A 14,911-nucleotide genomic window follows, 5' to 3' on the forward strand; every position below is an offset into this window, starting at 1 on the left:
TTTGCGGCCGGTTTTTTTGTATCACGAAGGTGGTCAGTACATGAGCAAGATCCCGAACAAGAATTGGCGCCCTGCAACGACACTCGTGCATGGCGGAACGCTGCGCTCGCAATATGGCGAGATGTCTGAAGCGATCTACCTGACGCAGGGCTTTACCTATGAAAGCTCCGAGTCGGCAGAAGCACGTTTCAAGGGCGAGGCAGAGGGCTATATTTACGCCCGCTACGGCAGCCCCACCAATGACATGTTCGAGAAACGCATGTGCGCACTGGAAGGTGCCGAGGAAGCCCGCGCCACCGCCTCCGGCATGGCCGCCATCACGGCAGCGCTTCTGTGCCAGCTGAAGGCCGGCGACCATATCGTTGCCGCCCGCGCCTTGTTCGGTTCGTGCCGCTGGGTGGTCGAGACGCTGGCGCCGCGTTACGGCATCGAATGCACGCTGGTCGATGGCCGTCATCTCGAAAACTGGGAAAAGGCGATCAAGCCGAACACCAAGGTTTTCTTCCTCGAAAGCCCGACCAACCCGACACTTGAGGTCATCGACATTGCAGGCGTTGCAGCGCTTGCCAACCAGATCGGCGCCCGCGTCGTGGTCGACAACGTATTTGCCACGCCGCTTTTCCAGAAGCCGCTGGAACTCGGTGCGCATGTGGTCGTCTACTCCGCCACCAAGCATATCGACGGCCAGGGCCGCAGCCTTGCCGGCGTCATTCTTTCCGACAAGGAATGGGTGACCGAGCATCTGCAGGATTATTACCGCCATACCGGCCCGGCCATGTCGCCGTTCACAGCCTGGACGCTGATCAAGGGCCTCGAAACCCTGCCGATCCGTGTGAAGCAGCAGACCGAAAATGCCGGCCGCATCGCCGATTTCCTGGCGGACAGCGACAAGGTCGCCAAGGTCATCTATCCGGGCCGCAAGGATCATCCGCAGGCAGACATCATCGCCAAGCAGATGACCGGCGGCTCGACGCTGGTGGCGTTCGAACTGAAGGGCGGCAAGGAAGCGGCCTTCAAGCTGCAGAACGCCATGGAAGTGGTCACCATTTCCAACAATCTGGGCGACACGCGCTCGATCATCACCCACCCGGCGACGACCACGCACAAGAACCTCACCGACGAGGCACGGGCCGAACTCGGCATCTCGGCCGGCACCGTGCGCTTCTCCGCCGGCATCGAGGATCCGGAGGATCTGATCGAGGATTTTGCGCAGGCATTATCGAAAATTTCCGCGTAAATATCGCATTTGATGCAAAAAGGCTGCCGTTTACCATGGCAGTTATCCCTAATATACGGAATCCCGGTCGCAAAAGCCCTTTGCGGCCGGGATTTCTTGACGTGAGCCACACTCTATACGATACCGATAGTATCAGCGTGAGGTGTATCGGGCATGTATAGTGCGCGAACGAAAGATATCGAAGTCGAAGTCGAGCCCTATTATCTGGAGGAGCAGTCCGATCCGGATGAGAGCCGCTATGTCTGGGGATATCGGATCGTTATTTCCAACCATTCTTCCAAGCCTGTGCGGCTGGTTCAGCGCTATTGGCACATTACCGACGAAAACGGTCTTGTTGACGAAGTCGAGGGACTTGGCGTGGTCGGCGAACAGCCGCATCTGCAACCCGGCGACAGTTACGAATATTCCTCCGGCTGCCCGCTGGACACGCCTTCCGGCATGATGTTCGGCCATTACCAGATGGAAACCGATGACGGCGAGACGATGATCGTCGATATTCCGGCATTTTCGCTGGATTCACCGGGTCAGCTACGGATCTTGAACTGAAGTGTTTTTCCCTCACGAAAAGGCCGGCATCACTGCCGGCCTTTTCGTTTGATGGCATTGCCAATCACGCCGGGACGAATTCCGCCACGTCATACCGATAGGTGGTTGAGCAGAACTCGCAGGAAACGGCAATCTGGCCGTCTTCCTGGCTGGCCTCGATTTCCTCAGCCGTAAAGCCGGAGAGCACGCCCTTGATCTTGTCGCGCGAGCAGCTGCAGCGATCGAACACCTGCTGCGGATCGTAGATGCGCACGCCGCGTTCATGGAACAGGCGGTAAAGCAGCCGTTCGATGCCGACCTGCGGGTCGGTCAACTCGTCCGTATCCACCGTTTCGACCAGCATCCGGGCTTCCGACCACGCGTCGTCACCGGCATGGTTTTCCTCGCGCTCATCGCCGTCACCGCCATGCAAGTCGGGCTGGCGCATGCGCTCGGGCGCCTGCGGCAGGAACTGCGCGACGATGCCGCCGGCACGCCAGTTGTGGCGCGGCTTGCCGTCCTCGTCGCGATCGAACAGTTCAGCGACACCGAGGCGCACCTTGGTGGGGATCTGTTCCGACTGGCGGAAATAGACGCCGGCAATCTCTTCCAACGTCGAGCCGTCGAGCGGCACGATGCCCTGATAGGGCTGCATGCCCATGCCCTGATCGATGGTGAAGGCCAGAATACCTTCGCCCAGCAGTTCCTGCGGCGCGATTTTACCGGCCTCGACAGCGGCGGCCAGTGCATCCTCGTCGTAACGGGCATAAGCGCGCAGTGCATCCGGCGTCGAAAAATCGGCGACCAGAAGATCGACCGGTCCATCGCCCTTGGTCTGCACCGTGAACTTGCCGGAGAATTTGAGCGAGGTCCCGAGCAGAGCCGTCAGCACCAGCGATTCCGCCAGCAGACGGGCAACCGGCGCCGGATAATCATGACGGGCCAGGATGGTGTTCAACATCGGCCCAAGCTGAACCGCACGGCCGCGCACATCCAGACCTTCGACCTGAAAGGGTACGACACGATCGTCGCCGGCAAGGCTGAGATCGTTCAGTTCAACGGTTGCTTCTGCCATTTTCCGCTCCTTCTGCGCCGGTCTTTTCGATCAATCTGACACAAGCCCCTGCCGAGCGGAACCGCTGGCCGGACGAAAGACGACGCCGATATATGTTGAAAGGCCGGCGCGACCATGCCGCCCGGCCCGTTTGAAGTGCAAGAGGTGGTGTGGGCCGCCACCGAATTCAAGTCGAATTCAAGTCGCAGCGTCGGCCCTCAAAAATCCCACCTTAGATAGCGCCAAAGCACCAGGCGAGAACCGACTTCTGTGCATGAAGGCGGTTTTCCGCCTCATCGAAAACGACCGATTGCGGGCCGTCGATGACGCTGTCGGTGACTTCTTCGCCGCGATGCGCAGGCAGGCAGTGCATGAACAGCGCATCGTCCTTGGCGCGCTTCATAAGTGCGTCATTGACCTGATAGGGCTGAAAAATGTTGTGACCGCGCGCCTTGTGTTCCTGGTTCATGGAAACCCAGGTGTCGGTCACGACCATGTCGACGCCGGCAACCGCCTGTTCGGCATCGTGGTACAGCTTGACGTCGCCGCCATTGTTGCGCGCCCAGTTCATGAACTTGTCGTGCGGTTCGGAGCCCATGGGGACGGCCATGTTCATCGTGTAACCGAAACGGGCAGCACCCTCGACAAAGGAATGCAGCACGTTGTTGCCATCGCCGGTCCAGGCAAAGGTCTTGCCCTCGACGGAGCCGCGATGTTCCTCGAAGGTCATCAGGTCGGCCATGATCTGGCAGGGATGCGTGTCATCGGTGAGCGCATTGATGACCGGCACGGTGGCATGTTCGGCAAGCTCCAGAAGGCGCTTGTGATCGGTGGTGCGGATCATGATCGCATCGACATAACGCGACAGCACCTTGGCCGTGTCGCCGATCGTTTCGGCGCGGCCGAGCTGCATTTCGGTGCCGGACAGGAACAGGGTTTCGCCGCCGAGCTGGCGCATGCCGACATCGAAGGAGACGCGTGTGCGGGTGGACGGCTTTTCAAAGATCATGGCCAGCATCTTGCCGGCCAGCGGCTTGTCTGCCGTGCCGGCCTTGGTGGCGGCCTTGCGGACCTTGGCGTCATCGAGGATCGACCGCAGATCCTGCTTGGAGACGGCGGAAAGATCCAGAAAATGCTTGGGAGATGCCATTTCAAATAGTCCCTTCACGAGGGAACCCGAAACGGCGTCCCCTCTCCTGCCCCTCAGGCGGTTTTTTTCAACTGTTCAGCGGTGAGTGCTTCCGCGGCTCGTTCGATACGGGCCAGACCTTCTCGGGCCTCTTCCGCGGTCACGACCAGCGGCGGCAACAGGCGCACGACATTGTCGCCGGCCGGAACGGCCAGCATCTTTTCGTTGCGCAGGCCGGTGACGAGATCGCCGGCCGGAATTTTTGCCTTGATGCCGAGCAGCAGGCCTTCGCCACGAATGTCCTCGATCACTTCCGGGAAACGATCCTTCAGCGCCGCAAGCCCCTGACGGAAGACCAGCGCAACGTCACGGACGTTTTCAAGGAAACCGTCAGCCAGAACGATATCGAGCACGGCATTGCCGCAGGCCATGGCGAGCGGGTTGCCGCCATAGGTCGTGCCGTGAATGCCGGGCTTCATGCCGGATGCGGCTTCGGCCGTTGCCAGACAGGCGCCGAACGGGAAACCGCCGCCGATACCCTTGGCGATCGCCATGATATCCGGGGTAACGCCCAGCCATTCATGCGCGAAAAATTTGCCGGTACGGCCGACGCCGGTCTGAACCTCGTCGAGGATCAGGAGCAGGCCCTTCTCATCACAGATGCGGCGCAGTTCGCGCATGAATTCCTTCGGCACGGGGCGCACGCCGCCCTCGCCCTGGATCGGCTCGATCAGCAGGGCGCCGGTGTTTTCGGTGATGGCGGCATTGAGGGCTTCGAGATCACCAAACGGGACCTGATCGAACCCTTGCGCCTTGGGGCCAAAACCTTCCATGTACTTTTCCTGGCCACCGGCAGCGATCGTTGCGATCGTGCGGCCATGGAAGGCACCTTCGAAGGTGATGATATGGAATTTTTCCGGGTTGCCCTTGGAGAAGTGATAACGGCGCGCCGTCTTGATCGCGCATTCCAGCGCTTCCGCACCCGAATTGGTGAAGAACACCTTGTCGGCGAACGTCGCTTCCGTCAGCCGGCGGGCTAGCCGCTCCTGCTCCGGGATTTCGTAAAGGTTGGAGAGGTGCCAGACCTTCTCAGCCTGCGACTTCAAAGCCTCGACCAGATGCGGGTTGGAATGGCCGCAGGAGGTGACTGCGACGCCGGCGCCAAAATCGAGATATCGCTCGCCGCGTTCCGTCACAAGCCAAACGCCTTCGCCGCGCTCGAAGCGCAGCGGAGCCCTAGCAAACGTGTCGAAAAGCGCGGCTTCAGCCATGGCGACATTCACTCCTTGAAACTGGTGAAAACCAGATGGCGACCCATGTCGCCGAAATTAAAAATGCCGCCTGGACAGGCGGCGCGGGCACTATCGGCATTTCGCTGTGTGCTGTCAACAAAACAGCTTTCAATGCCTTGAAAAGAGCTTTATTGCGCGCGACCGTTACTCGCCTTCAAGCTGTGACATATATGACTCGCTTGACCAGCAAGTTGGGGAAAACACGGAAATCGATTCGCAGTGATTCGCCCGACTCTTGCCACGGAGTCAGCCCCACACTAGGTTAATCGTCAATTACTAGGCTGCATGCGGCGGACTTAGTCACCAAAAGTATAGATGTAGTATTTTCTGGCGGATTCATTCGCCGGAACGGTGACCGATTCAAGCCACGTTCAGCACCTCACGGCGGAGAGATAGCATGAACTGGACTGACGAGCGCGTCGAGCGCCTGACGAAATTATGGGCCGAAGGCCTGAGCGCCAGCCAGATCGCGGCGCAACTTGGAGGCGTAAGCCGTAACGCGGTGATTGGCAAAGTCCATCGCCTGAACCTGCCCGGCCGCGCGAAAGCCGGCGGCAGCACGAGCACCGCACCGCGTCCGGCCAAGCGCGTGGCGTCTTCGGCGCCGCGTCCGCAGAGCAATTTTGCGGCCCGTCCTCAGACCCGTACCGTTCAGCGCCCGGTCGGCGCCACCATGGTGCGCGAAGAGATGGACATGGACGAGACGCAGGAAGTCGCTGTCTACAAGCCGGCCGGCAACATCGTCGTTCCGATCAACCGCAAGCTGGCGCTGACGGAACTGACCGAGCGTACCTGCAAGTGGCCGATGGGCGACCCCCTCAAGGACGATTTCCACTTCTGCGGCGCAGAATCCCCGGACAATTCGCCTTACTGCAAATACCACGGCCGCATGGCCTACCAGCCGGTCAACGAGCGCCGCAACAAGGCTGCTGCCCGCGCCTGATCAGGCCGCGACACACACGAGGACGAGATTGAAAAGCGGGCTTCTGGCCCGCTTTTTTTCATGCCTTCAGATGCGGCATTTGCCTAAGTGCATAGCAGCCTTGCCACCTGAAGGCTTGCCTATGGCAGCTCGAAAACCTATTTAGAGTTCGCGAGGACGACCTCCCCCGTATTGGGCATAAAACACCGGGACGGCCCGGCAAACCCAAGGGGTTGACCATGCGCACAGTGCGCGACCGTATTCGCCATGCCATCAGCTTTGAAGTCATCGGGCTTGCGCTTTTCACGCCGCTCGCATCCTTCGTGTTCCATCTTCCGGTCGAACATGTCGGCGTCGTGGGCATCGTTTCCGCCACCGTCGCAACGGCATGGAACTACGTCTACAATCTCGGCTTCGACCACCTGATGCAGAAGTTTCGCGGCAGCACGCTGAAGACGATGCCGCTGCGTATTGCCCATACGGTGCTGTTCGAGCTTGGTCTGCTGATCGTGCTCCTGCCCTTCATCGCCTGGTATCTGGGCGTCACGCTCTGGCAGGCACTGGTGATGGATATCTCGTTTGCGACCTTCTACCTGGTCTACGCCTTCGTCTTCAACATGGCCTATGACCGGATCTTTCCCCTGCCGGAATGGCGCGAGGCGCAAGCACCTGCAGAATGACAAAAGGCCCGGATGCGATGACACATCCGGGCCTTTTCAATTTCAACACAGATGAAGCGGATCAGGCTTCCATCGAATAACCCGCGCCACGAACGGTGCGGATGACATCCTGCATGTTGGAAAAATTCAGAGCCTTGCGCAGACGGCCGACATGCACGTCGACGGTACGCTCATCCACATAGATATCATGGCCCCAGACGCCATCCAGCAGTTGCGAGCGCGAGAAAACGCGACCCGGTGATACCATCAGGAATTCCAGAAGGCGGAACTCGGTCGGGCCGAGACGCACTTCGCGGGTCTTGCGGTGAACGCGATGGGTCTCACGATCCAGTTCGATGTCACCGCATTTCAGCACGCTGGAGAGAACTTCCGGCTTGGCGCGGCGCAACATCGCCTTGACTCGGGCCATCAGTTCCGGCGTGGAAAACGGCTTGACGACATAATCGTCCGCGCCGGTCGCCAGACCGCGAACACGTTCGCTTTCCTCGCCGCGCGCCGTCAGCATGATGATCGGCAGACGCTCGGTCTCCGGTCGCATGCGCAGCCGCCGGCACAGTTCGATGCCGGACACGCCCGGCAGCATCCAGTCGAGGATGAGAAGGTCAGGAACGCGTTCCTGAAGTCGGATTTCGGCCTCGTCACCGCGCAAAACGGTTTCGACCTCATATCCTTCGGCTTCGAGATTGTAGCGAAGAAGCACGCTCAGTGCTTCTTCGTCTTCAACGACCGCGATCTTGGGTAGCATGTCTTATCTGCTCCGTTTCGCCCGTCAGTCGACGAGCGCACCAACCGTGTTTGCCGTATCGTCCTTGGGACGCTCGCCTTCGAGCTGGGCACCGGTCTTGATGTAATAGATGGTCTCGGCGATGTTGGTGGCGTGGTCGCCGATACGCTCGATGTTCTTGGCGCAGAACAGAAGATGCGTGCACGAGGTGATGTTGCGCGGATCTTCCATCATGTAGGTCAGCAGTTCGCGGAACAGCGACGTGTACATCGCGTCGATTTCCTCGTCGCGCTGGCGGATGATTTCCGCCTTTTCAGCCGAGCGGCTGGCAAACACGTCGAGAACGTCCTTGAGCTGCACCAGCGCCAGTTCGGAGAGATGCTCCAGGCCACGGGCCAGTTTGCGCGGCACGCCTGTGCCCTGCACGGCGATAACGCGCTTGGCGGTGTTCTTGCCAAGGTCACCGACGCGCTCGAGGTCGGCGGCGATGCGCAGCGTGCCGATGATTTCGCGAAGGTCGGCGGCAACCGGCTGGCGCTTGGCGATGGTGACAATCGCCTTGTCCTGGATTTCGCGCTCGGCGTGATCGAGGATGACGTCATCCGAAATGATCTTCTGGGCCAGCGCCGTATCCGAATTGACGAGCGCGCGAACCGCGTCGCCGCACATCTGCTCGGCGAGGCCGCCCATTTCGGAAATGCGGCGGTTCAAATATTTCAGTTCTTCGTCGTAGGCCGAAAGAATATGGGTCGAAACCATTTTTCTGATCCTTGATGTCTGCAGTCAGGGCGATGCGGGCAAAGAGCCCGGATCAGCCGAAACGGCCCATGATGTAATCCTGCGTGCGCTGGTCATCGGGATTGGTGAACATCTTGTCGGTGTCGTTTTCCTCGACCAGCTGGCCGAGGTGGAACATGGCCGTGCGCTGCGACACGCGGGCCGCCTGCTGCATGGAGTGCGTGACGATGACGATCGTGTAATTGGCGCGCAGCTCGTGGATGAGTTCCTCGACCTTTGCGGTTGCGATCGGGTCAAGCGCCGAACAGGGCTCGTCCATCAGGATGACTTCCGGCGAAACGGCAACCGCGCGGGCAATGCACAGACGCTGCTGCTGACCACCGGACAAGCCCGTGCCGCCTTCATGCAGGCGATCCTTGACTTCCGTCCACAGGCCAGCGCGCTGAAGCGAGGCCTCGACGATCTGATCGAGATCGGCCTTGTTGCGGGCCAGACCATGGATGCGCGGGCCGTAGGCGATGTTTTCGTAGATCGACTTCGGGAACGGGTTCGGCTTCTGGAACACCATGCCGACGCGGGCGCGCAGTTCCACGACGTCGATTTCCTTGTCGTAGATATCATCGCTGTCGAGCGTGATCTTGCCAGTCACGCGGCAGCCTTCGATCGTGTCGTTCATGCGGTTCAGCGTGCGCAGGAAGGTCGACTTGCCGCAACCCGACGGGCCGATGAGCGCCGTGACCGTGTTTTCGCGAACGTTGAGGTTGACGTCGAACAGGGCACGCTTCTCGCCGTAATAGACGGATACGTCGTTGCCGATCATCTTGTAGGACATGTCATTCATCTTCTTGTCTAGCGCCTTTTCCACTGCTGCTTCAGACATCATGTTCATAACAGAGCTCCTTCTACCAGCGCCGTTCGAAGCGACGGCGCAACAGGATCGCCCCGACGTTCATGACAATGAGGAACAGGAGCAGGATGATGATCGCTCCCGAGGTTCTTTCGACGAAGGCGCGTTCCGCCTCGTTGGCCCACATGTAGATCTGAACCGGCAGGGCCGTGGACGGATCCATAGGGGTGGTCGGATAGTTGGCGACGAAGGCGACCATGCCGATCAGGAGGAGCGGCGCGGTTTCACCGAGCGCATGCGCCAGGCCGATGATGGTGCCGGTCAGAATACCCGGCATGGCAAGCGGCAGAACGTGGTGGAAGATGGTCTGCATCTTCGAGGCGCCGAGGCCAAGTGCCGCCGCGCGGATCGACGGCGGAACCGCCTTGAGTGCCGCGCGGGTGGCGATGATGATCGTCGGCAGCGTCATCAGCGTCAGGACCAGACCGCCGACCAGCGAGGCAGAGCGCGGCAGATCCATGAAGTTGATGAACACGGCGAGACCAAGAAGACCGTAAACGATCGACGGCACGGCCGCGAGGTTGTTGATGTTCACTTCGATCAGGTCGGTGAGCTTGTTCTTCGGCGCGAACTCCTCAAGATAGATCGAGGCGGCCACACCGATCGGCAGCGACAGAACGAGCACGATCAGCATCATGTAGAACGAACCGATCAGGGCGACACCGACGCCGGCTGCTTCCGGACGACTGGAATTGCCGTTGACGAAAATGCCGCCGTTCAAATGCTTGCCGAGCGCACCGGCTTCAGCCAGCTGGTTCATCCAGCCGACCTGCTGGTCGGAGATCTTGCGGTTCTGTTCGGTGACGGTGAGGTCGATCTGGCCCTTCCAGGCGCTGTCGATATCACCGGCGGCGAGCAGGGAAACCGTCTGCGTGGTGCCGATGATCTGCGGGTTGGCAACGACCATGTCACGCAGCTGACCGCGAACACCGTTCGAAATCATCTGGTTGACGGCGCGAAGGCCGGCCGTATCGTTTTCGGCAACACCAAGCGCCTTGGCAACCGCATTGCGGGCGATGATCGGGTAGTTCGCCGTCATCAGCTTCTGCGGATCGGTGGCGCGCTCGTTATCCTTGTCGATGATCTGCTCGGAGAACTCCACCGGAACGGTGATCATCGTCTGCTGGAAGGCGGTGTAACCCTTGGAAACAACCGACCACAGAAGCAGAAAGAGGAACAGCAGGCCGAAGGAAAGCGCGGCGATGCCATAGGCGCGGAAGCGGCGCTCTGCACGGTAACGGCGCTTGATGCCGATATCGCGGCGGGCGGGCTTGTCGAGCACGCCGGCGGGGGAAGAAACCACGTCGGTCATTCGTACTGCTCCCGGTATTTGCGCACAATGAAGAGCGCGTAGATGTTGAGGCAAAGCGTGATGGCAAACAGCGTGATACCGAGTGCGAAGGCAACCAGCGTCTGCGGTGAGGTGAACTCAAGGTCGCCCGTCAGCTGGCTGACGATCTTGACGGTCACGGTCGTCATCGGCTCGAACGGATTGAGCTGCATGCGGGCGGCAACACCGGCGGCAAGCACCACGATCATGGTTTCGCCGATGGCGCGCGAGGCGGTCATCAGGAGAGCGCCGACGACGCCCGGCAGAGCTGCCGGCATGACGACCTTCTTGATGGTTTCCGACTTGGTGGCACCAAGACCGAGCGAACCGTCACGCAGGGCACGCGGCACTGCGGTGATGATATCGTCCGACAGCGAGGAAACGTAGGGGATCAGCATGATGCCCATGACGAAACCGGCGGTCAGAACCGACTGCGCCTGGATGAAGTTGACATATTCGCCGGTGGCAAGGCCGTGAAGCTGCGCCGAGATATCACGCAGGAACGGACCGACCGAGGTGAGCGCGAAGAAGCCGTAGACGATGGTCGGGATGCCGGCGAGAACTTCCAGCAGCGGCTTGGCGATCGAGCGCACCTTCGGAGAGGCGTATTCCGACATGTAGATGGCGGAGAACAGGCCGACCGGAACGGCGACGAGCATGGCGACGAAGCCGATATAGAGCGTGCCGGCCAGAAGCGGGATGAGACCGAACTGACCATCCGATGCAGCACCTGCACCGGCAGCCGCAAAGCGCGGATCCCAGACTGTGCCGAAGAAGAATTCCCAGGCCGGGACGCGGCCGAAGAAGTGACCGGCTTCCGTCAGCATCGACATGACGATGCCGATCGTGGTGACGATGGCGATCGACGATGCGAGGATGAGGGCCGAAAGGATGACCTTTTCGACACGGTTACGAGCACGGAAACGCGGGGCGATGCGGATATAGGAAAGACCGGCACCGGCAAGAGCCACGATCAGGACGATCGCGGTCATGACGCGATTGCTGATCTTCTGCATGGCGTTGAGGTCACCGGCGGAGGAGACCATCCACGGCTCCGGATCGCCAGCAAGCGGCACGCCCTTGGCGCCGAGCGCTGAGCGCAGTTCGGCAGGATTGGCGCCGACAGCGTCGATTTCCTCAAGCGTCAGCACATCCATGCCGCGCGCCAGCGAGTTGACCATACCGAAGCTGAGGCCCTGCTGCGCTTCCGACTGGGCCTTCACCTCTTCGGGAAAACCGTCATGGATGGTGGAATTGATATAAAGGGGGCTGGCAATCAGCCAGATCACAAGAACAGCCGCAGCCGGCACAGTGGCGCATATGGCAACAAAAGCGCCGTAATAACCCTGACGTGAATGCAGCCTGGAGGACAAACCGCCGGCAATGGCCAGGGCGCGCCGTGTCCCGACGGCGTAACAGACGATCGCAAAGATCGCCAGTACCAACAAAATCAATGGTGTGCTCATCACAATCCCCCGGCCTACCGCCATCGGCGGCACGCTTACCGCACAATTCCAACCATCGGAACCGATTTATTCGCGATTACACAACGCAGTCATCACTGCGGGTCCGCTCAAAAGCCGCCCCTGATCGGGCAACCAAAAGGCCAAAGAAGAAGAAGTCGGCGCCGCTTTTTTTGAAGCGGCGCCGGATCGTAGATTACATGGTCTTGCCGGATTCGAAGGCCTTGCGGGCTTCTTCGCGCTGTGCGTCCGGAGCAGCAACCAGGCCGTATTCAGCCAGCGGGCTGTCCGGGCCAACCATGTCGTCAGACAGGAAGAATTCTACGTATTCCTTCAGGCCCGGGATAACGCCCAGGTGAGCCTTCTTGACGTAGAAGAACAGCGGACGGGAAACCGGGTACTTGCCGGAGGAGATGGTTTCGGTCGACGGAACAACTTCCGAAACGGTCGCAACCTTCAGCTTGTCCATGTTGTTTTCGTAGAAGGCCAGACCGAAGACGCCGAGGCCGGTCTTGTTGGCAGCGATACGAGCGAGCGTCTCGGTGTAGTCGCCGTCGATGTCGACTGCAGCGCCGTCCTTACGAACTGCGACGCAAGCGGCAGCAGCAGCCTTGGCGTCGGTGATCGAAGCCTTGATGACGTCGGTGGCACCGGCTTCCTTGCAGCCTTCAGCCATGATCTTCTCTTCGAAGACTTCGCGGGTGCCGTGCTTGGAGCCCGGGATGTAGGCAGCGATCGGGCCCTTCGGCAGAGTTGCGTTAACGTCCGACCAGTTCTTGTGCGGGTTGGCGACGAGCTTGCCGTCAACAACAACCTGGGCAGCCAGAGCCGTGTAGAGGTCCTTCGGGGTGATCTTCATGTCGCCGTTGGAAGAGTCGGCAGCAAAAACGATGCCGTCGTAACCGATGCGAACTTCCTGAACGTCGTTGACGCCGGCAGCCTTACAAGCAGCCAGTTCGTCCTTCTTGATGGCGCGCGAAGCGTTGGCGATGTCGATCGTGCCTTCACCGACGCCCGAGCAGAATGCCTTCAGACCACCGCCCGTGCCGCCGGACTCGATGACCGGAGCCTTGAAGTTCGGGAAGGTTTCGGCAAAAGTTTCAGCAACGATCTTTGCGTAAGGCAGAACGGTGGAGGAGCCGGCAACCTGAACCTGGTCGCGAGCAACGGCTGCGCCAGCAAAGGCAACAGAAGCCACCAGGGCTGCTGCGGAAAGTTTCAACATGTTCATCGATGTTCTCCCGGTATGGGTTTGTAAAAGCGTTTGCAGCCGGTTTTTCGCGCTTCCCGGCTTTCGGCCAGCACGTCTTAGCTGCCCTTGGCCTCAGCTTTTATGTCACTTCGATGAAACAATTGTGACAGATTATCTATCTGAATTTTATATGTTATTTTTTCCGTGTGAATCTTACATCCGGGCTTTATGTCAAAAACGGACGGTAAACGTGGTTCCCTTGCCAATTTCCGACTTCACGATCAGCCGCGCACGGTGGCGGGTGAGAATATGCTTAACGATGGCGAGCCCCAGACCGGTGCCTTTTTTGGAGCGGCTGTCTGCCACACTGACACGGTAAAAACGCTCCGTCAGACGCGGCACATGCTCGGCCGGGATGCCCGGACCACGATCAACGACGCTGAATTCGACCGGCTGCCCCTCTCCCTTGGTGAGATAGACATCGACCACCTCGCCTTCCTGACCGTATTTGCAGGCGTTCTCGATCAGATTTTCCACGACCTGCACCAATTCGTCGCGATCGCCGGTCACCTCCACCTTGCCTTCCGGCATATGCATACGGATATCGACACCGAGATCGGATGCCAACGGCTGCAGCGCATCGCGCACATGGCAGACAACCGGCAACAAATCGACACGCTGATCGGGGGCAATATGGGATTTGAGCTCCAGCCGTGACAAAGACAGAAGATCGTCGACAAGGCGGCTCATGCGAGTGGCCTGATCGAGCATGATGCCGAGGAATTTTTCCTGCGCCTTGGCATCGCCCTTGGCCGGGCCCTGAATGGTTTCAATAAAGCCGCGCAGCGAGGCAAGCGGCGTACGCAGTTCGTGGCTGGCATTGGCGACGAAGTCCGAGCGCATGCGGTCAAGCCGACGCAGTTCGGAAATGTCGCGGAAGGACAGGACATAAAAACGCGACGTGCCGACGGCTGCACCTTCTTCCAGAATGGGTGCTATGCGCAGGATATAGACCCGTTCGGACGGCAGGCGTTCGGAATGTTCCATCTGGTTCGGCTCGCCGGTCGCCACCGTTTCGCGCACCATGTCGAGAATGCCGGGCGAACGCAGGCGCGCCGAAAGGTGCGAACCGAGCTCGAACTCGCCCAGCGCCTTTTCGGCCGCCGGATTGTGGTAAAGCACCGTCGCATCGCTGGAGAGGATGAGGATCGGGATATCCAGCGCGCGATAGGCGGTGACCACCTCGTCGAGCGGCTGCTCATCCGCCTCTTCCGAGGCCGCCTCTTTCGCCGGTGCATTGGCAACGGCTGCGGACCCGAAGCGGATGGCGAAAACGGACAACACGATCAACACCCAGCCGGCAGCGACCATCAGCCCATCGACCTGCGAAAACCAGGCAATGATCGCCAGAAGCGTCGCCACCACAAAAATCGGCCAACCGCGCCTGAATCTGGAAGCCATCTGCATGCCTGCTTGTTTCTCTTCTGCCTGCCTGCTGTCTTTGCTCACCGCTTCCACCACGCTCATACGCGCGCTCCCAATCGCCACCCTCGAAACGATAACCGGTGGTCTTATAGCGCGATCATGACAGATATGCATTGATCGCCCGAAACCAAGCGATTTTGCACAGCTTTGCAACAGAACGATGAAGGCGCCTGTGTTTTGTAAAAACTGGCATTAAGCCACTCACTGCACTAGCTTTGTTTTAACTGCCGAAA

The 14,911-nt window shown here is 59.8% G+C and carries 15 protein-coding genes; 5 read left to right on the plus strand and 10 right to left on the minus strand.

All coding sequences use genetic code 11. From position 1 onward, the window contains the following. The first annotated feature begins 40 nt into the window (after positions 1-40). Positions 41-1,237: an O-succinylhomoserine sulfhydrylase gene (locus ACRQ1B_RS09855; RefSeq protein WP_432293393.1), complete on the plus strand. Its 1,197-nt coding sequence runs from the start codon at positions 41-43 to the stop codon at positions 1,235-1,237. 153 nt (positions 1,238-1,390) lie between these two features. Continuing rightward, complete coding sequence (apaG, locus tag ACRQ1B_RS09860; protein WP_132276650.1) at positions 1,391-1,783, plus strand: Co2+/Mg2+ efflux protein ApaG; 393 nt, start codon at positions 1,391-1,393, stop codon at positions 1,781-1,783. 64 nt (positions 1,784-1,847) lie between these two features. Here apaG and ACRQ1B_RS09865 read toward each other — a convergent pair whose 3' ends face one another. The 3 genes from ACRQ1B_RS09865 to ACRQ1B_RS09875 form a co-directional block, all read right to left on the minus strand. Further along, complete coding sequence (locus tag ACRQ1B_RS09865; RefSeq protein ID WP_432293394.1) at positions 1,848-2,837, minus strand: Hsp33 family molecular chaperone; 990 nt, start codon at positions 2,835-2,837, stop codon at positions 1,848-1,850. Between the two features lie 211 nt (positions 2,838-3,048). Continuing rightward, complete coding sequence (gene argF / locus ACRQ1B_RS09870; protein WP_432293395.1) at positions 3,049-3,966, minus strand: ornithine carbamoyltransferase; 918 nt, start codon at positions 3,964-3,966, stop codon at positions 3,049-3,051. 53 nt (positions 3,967-4,019) lie between these two features. Continuing rightward, a complete protein-coding gene (locus tag ACRQ1B_RS09875; protein WP_432293396.1) occupies positions 4,020-5,216 on the minus strand; it encodes an aspartate aminotransferase family protein in 1,197 nt (398 codons plus the stop codon). A gap of 35 nt (positions 5,217-5,251) precedes the next feature. On the opposite strand from ACRQ1B_RS09875, the gene ACRQ1B_RS09880 reads away from it, so the two are divergent. The 3 genes from ACRQ1B_RS09880 to ACRQ1B_RS09890 all read left to right on the plus strand — a co-directional run bounded on the left by ACRQ1B_RS09880 (position 5,252) and on the right by ACRQ1B_RS09890 (position 6,839). After that, positions 5,252-5,503: a hypothetical protein gene (locus tag ACRQ1B_RS09880; RefSeq protein WP_432293397.1), complete on the plus strand. Its 252-nt coding sequence runs from the start codon at positions 5,252-5,254 to the stop codon at positions 5,501-5,503. 131 nt (positions 5,504-5,634) lie between these two features. Further along, entirely contained in the window at positions 5,635-6,180 is a 546-nt protein-coding gene (locus ACRQ1B_RS09885) for a GcrA family cell cycle regulator (protein WP_432293398.1), read from the plus strand. A 218-nt stretch (positions 6,181-6,398) separates the two neighbouring features. Continuing rightward, positions 6,399-6,839, plus strand: a complete 441-nt coding sequence (locus ACRQ1B_RS09890) for a PACE efflux transporter (protein ID WP_432293399.1) — start codon at positions 6,399-6,401, stop codon at positions 6,837-6,839. Between the two features lie 61 nt (positions 6,840-6,900). Here ACRQ1B_RS09890 and phoB read toward each other — a convergent pair whose 3' ends face one another. The 7 genes from phoB to phoR form a co-directional block, all read right to left on the minus strand. Beyond that, a complete protein-coding gene (gene phoB, locus ACRQ1B_RS09895) occupies positions 6,901-7,584 on the minus strand; it encodes a phosphate regulon transcriptional regulator PhoB (protein WP_306839816.1) in 684 nt (227 codons plus the stop codon). Between the two features lie 24 nt (positions 7,585-7,608). After that, positions 7,609-8,322, minus strand: a complete 714-nt coding sequence (gene phoU, locus ACRQ1B_RS09900; RefSeq protein WP_432293400.1) for a phosphate signaling complex protein PhoU — start codon at positions 8,320-8,322, stop codon at positions 7,609-7,611. Between the two features lie 52 nt (positions 8,323-8,374). Then, the gene (gene pstB / locus ACRQ1B_RS09905; RefSeq protein ID WP_432293401.1) at positions 8,375-9,190 is read right to left on the minus strand and encodes a phosphate ABC transporter ATP-binding protein PstB; all 816 of its coding nucleotides are present in this window, start codon (positions 9,188-9,190) and stop codon (positions 8,375-8,377) included. Between the two features lie 13 nt (positions 9,191-9,203). Then, positions 9,204-10,520, minus strand: a complete 1,317-nt coding sequence (gene pstA / locus ACRQ1B_RS09910; protein ID WP_432293402.1) for a phosphate ABC transporter permease PstA — start codon at positions 10,518-10,520, stop codon at positions 9,204-9,206. Continuing rightward, positions 10,517-12,004: a phosphate ABC transporter permease subunit PstC gene (pstC, locus tag ACRQ1B_RS09915; RefSeq protein ID WP_432293403.1), complete on the minus strand. Its 1,488-nt coding sequence runs from the start codon at positions 12,002-12,004 to the stop codon at positions 10,517-10,519. The genes pstA and pstC overlap by 4 nt, the downstream gene beginning before the upstream one ends. Positions 12,005-12,197: 193 nt before the next feature. Further along, the gene (locus ACRQ1B_RS09920) at positions 12,198-13,232 is read right to left on the minus strand and encodes a PstS family phosphate ABC transporter substrate-binding protein (protein WP_432293404.1); all 1,035 of its coding nucleotides are present in this window, start codon (positions 13,230-13,232) and stop codon (positions 12,198-12,200) included. A gap of 192 nt (positions 13,233-13,424) precedes the next feature. Then, positions 13,425-14,654, minus strand: a complete 1,230-nt coding sequence (phoR, locus tag ACRQ1B_RS09925) for a phosphate regulon sensor histidine kinase PhoR (protein WP_432293405.1) — start codon at positions 14,652-14,654, stop codon at positions 13,425-13,427. Positions 14,655-14,911 lie beyond the last annotated feature (257 nt).

The sequence above is a fragment of the Endobacterium panacihumi genome, assembly GCF_050847465.1.
Taxonomy (GTDB): domain Bacteria; phylum Pseudomonadota; class Alphaproteobacteria; order Rhizobiales; family Rhizobiaceae; genus Neorhizobium; species Neorhizobium panacihumi.

Excerpts from the sequence above, each read along its gene's own strand:
- ACRQ1B_RS09875 (WP_432293396.1), bottom strand. The coding sequence starts at position 5,216 with ATGGCTGAAGCCGCGCTTTTCGACACGTTTGCTAGGGCTCCGCTGCGC.
- ACRQ1B_RS09865 (WP_432293394.1), bottom strand. The coding sequence starts at position 2,837 with ATGGCAGAAGCAACCGTTGAACTGAACGATCTCAGCCTTGCCGGCGAC.
- phoU (WP_432293400.1), bottom strand. The coding sequence starts at position 8,322 with ATGGTTTCGACCCATATTCTTTCGGCCTACGACGAAGAACTGAAATAT.
- phoR (WP_432293405.1), bottom strand. The coding sequence starts at position 14,654 with ATGGCTTCCAGATTCAGGCGCGGTTGGCCGATTTTTGTGGTGGCGACG.
- ACRQ1B_RS09920 (WP_432293404.1), bottom strand. The coding sequence starts at position 13,232 with ATGAACATGTTGAAACTTTCCGCAGCAGCCCTGGTGGCTTCTGTTGCC.
- argF (WP_432293395.1), bottom strand. The coding sequence starts at position 3,966 with ATGGCATCTCCCAAGCATTTTCTGGATCTTTCCGCCGTCTCCAAGCAG.
- ACRQ1B_RS09880 (WP_432293397.1), top strand. The coding sequence starts at position 5,252 with ATGGCGACCCATGTCGCCGAAATTAAAAATGCCGCCTGGACAGGCGGC.
- ACRQ1B_RS09885 (WP_432293398.1), top strand. The coding sequence starts at position 5,635 with ATGAACTGGACTGACGAGCGCGTCGAGCGCCTGACGAAATTATGGGCC.
- apaG (WP_132276650.1), top strand. The coding sequence starts at position 1,391 with ATGTATAGTGCGCGAACGAAAGATATCGAAGTCGAAGTCGAGCCCTAT.
- pstB (WP_432293401.1), bottom strand. The coding sequence starts at position 9,190 with ATGAACATGATGTCTGAAGCAGCAGTGGAAAAGGCGCTAGACAAGAAG.
- ACRQ1B_RS09855 (WP_432293393.1), top strand. The coding sequence starts at position 41 with ATGAGCAAGATCCCGAACAAGAATTGGCGCCCTGCAACGACACTCGTG.
- pstA (WP_432293402.1), bottom strand. The coding sequence starts at position 10,520 with ATGACCGACGTGGTTTCTTCCCCCGCCGGCGTGCTCGACAAGCCCGCC.
- ACRQ1B_RS09890 (WP_432293399.1), top strand. The coding sequence starts at position 6,399 with ATGCGCACAGTGCGCGACCGTATTCGCCATGCCATCAGCTTTGAAGTC.
- phoB (WP_306839816.1), bottom strand. The coding sequence starts at position 7,584 with ATGCTACCCAAGATCGCGGTCGTTGAAGACGAAGAAGCACTGAGCGTG.
- pstC (WP_432293403.1), bottom strand. The coding sequence starts at position 12,004 with ATGAGCACACCATTGATTTTGTTGGTACTGGCGATCTTTGCGATCGTC.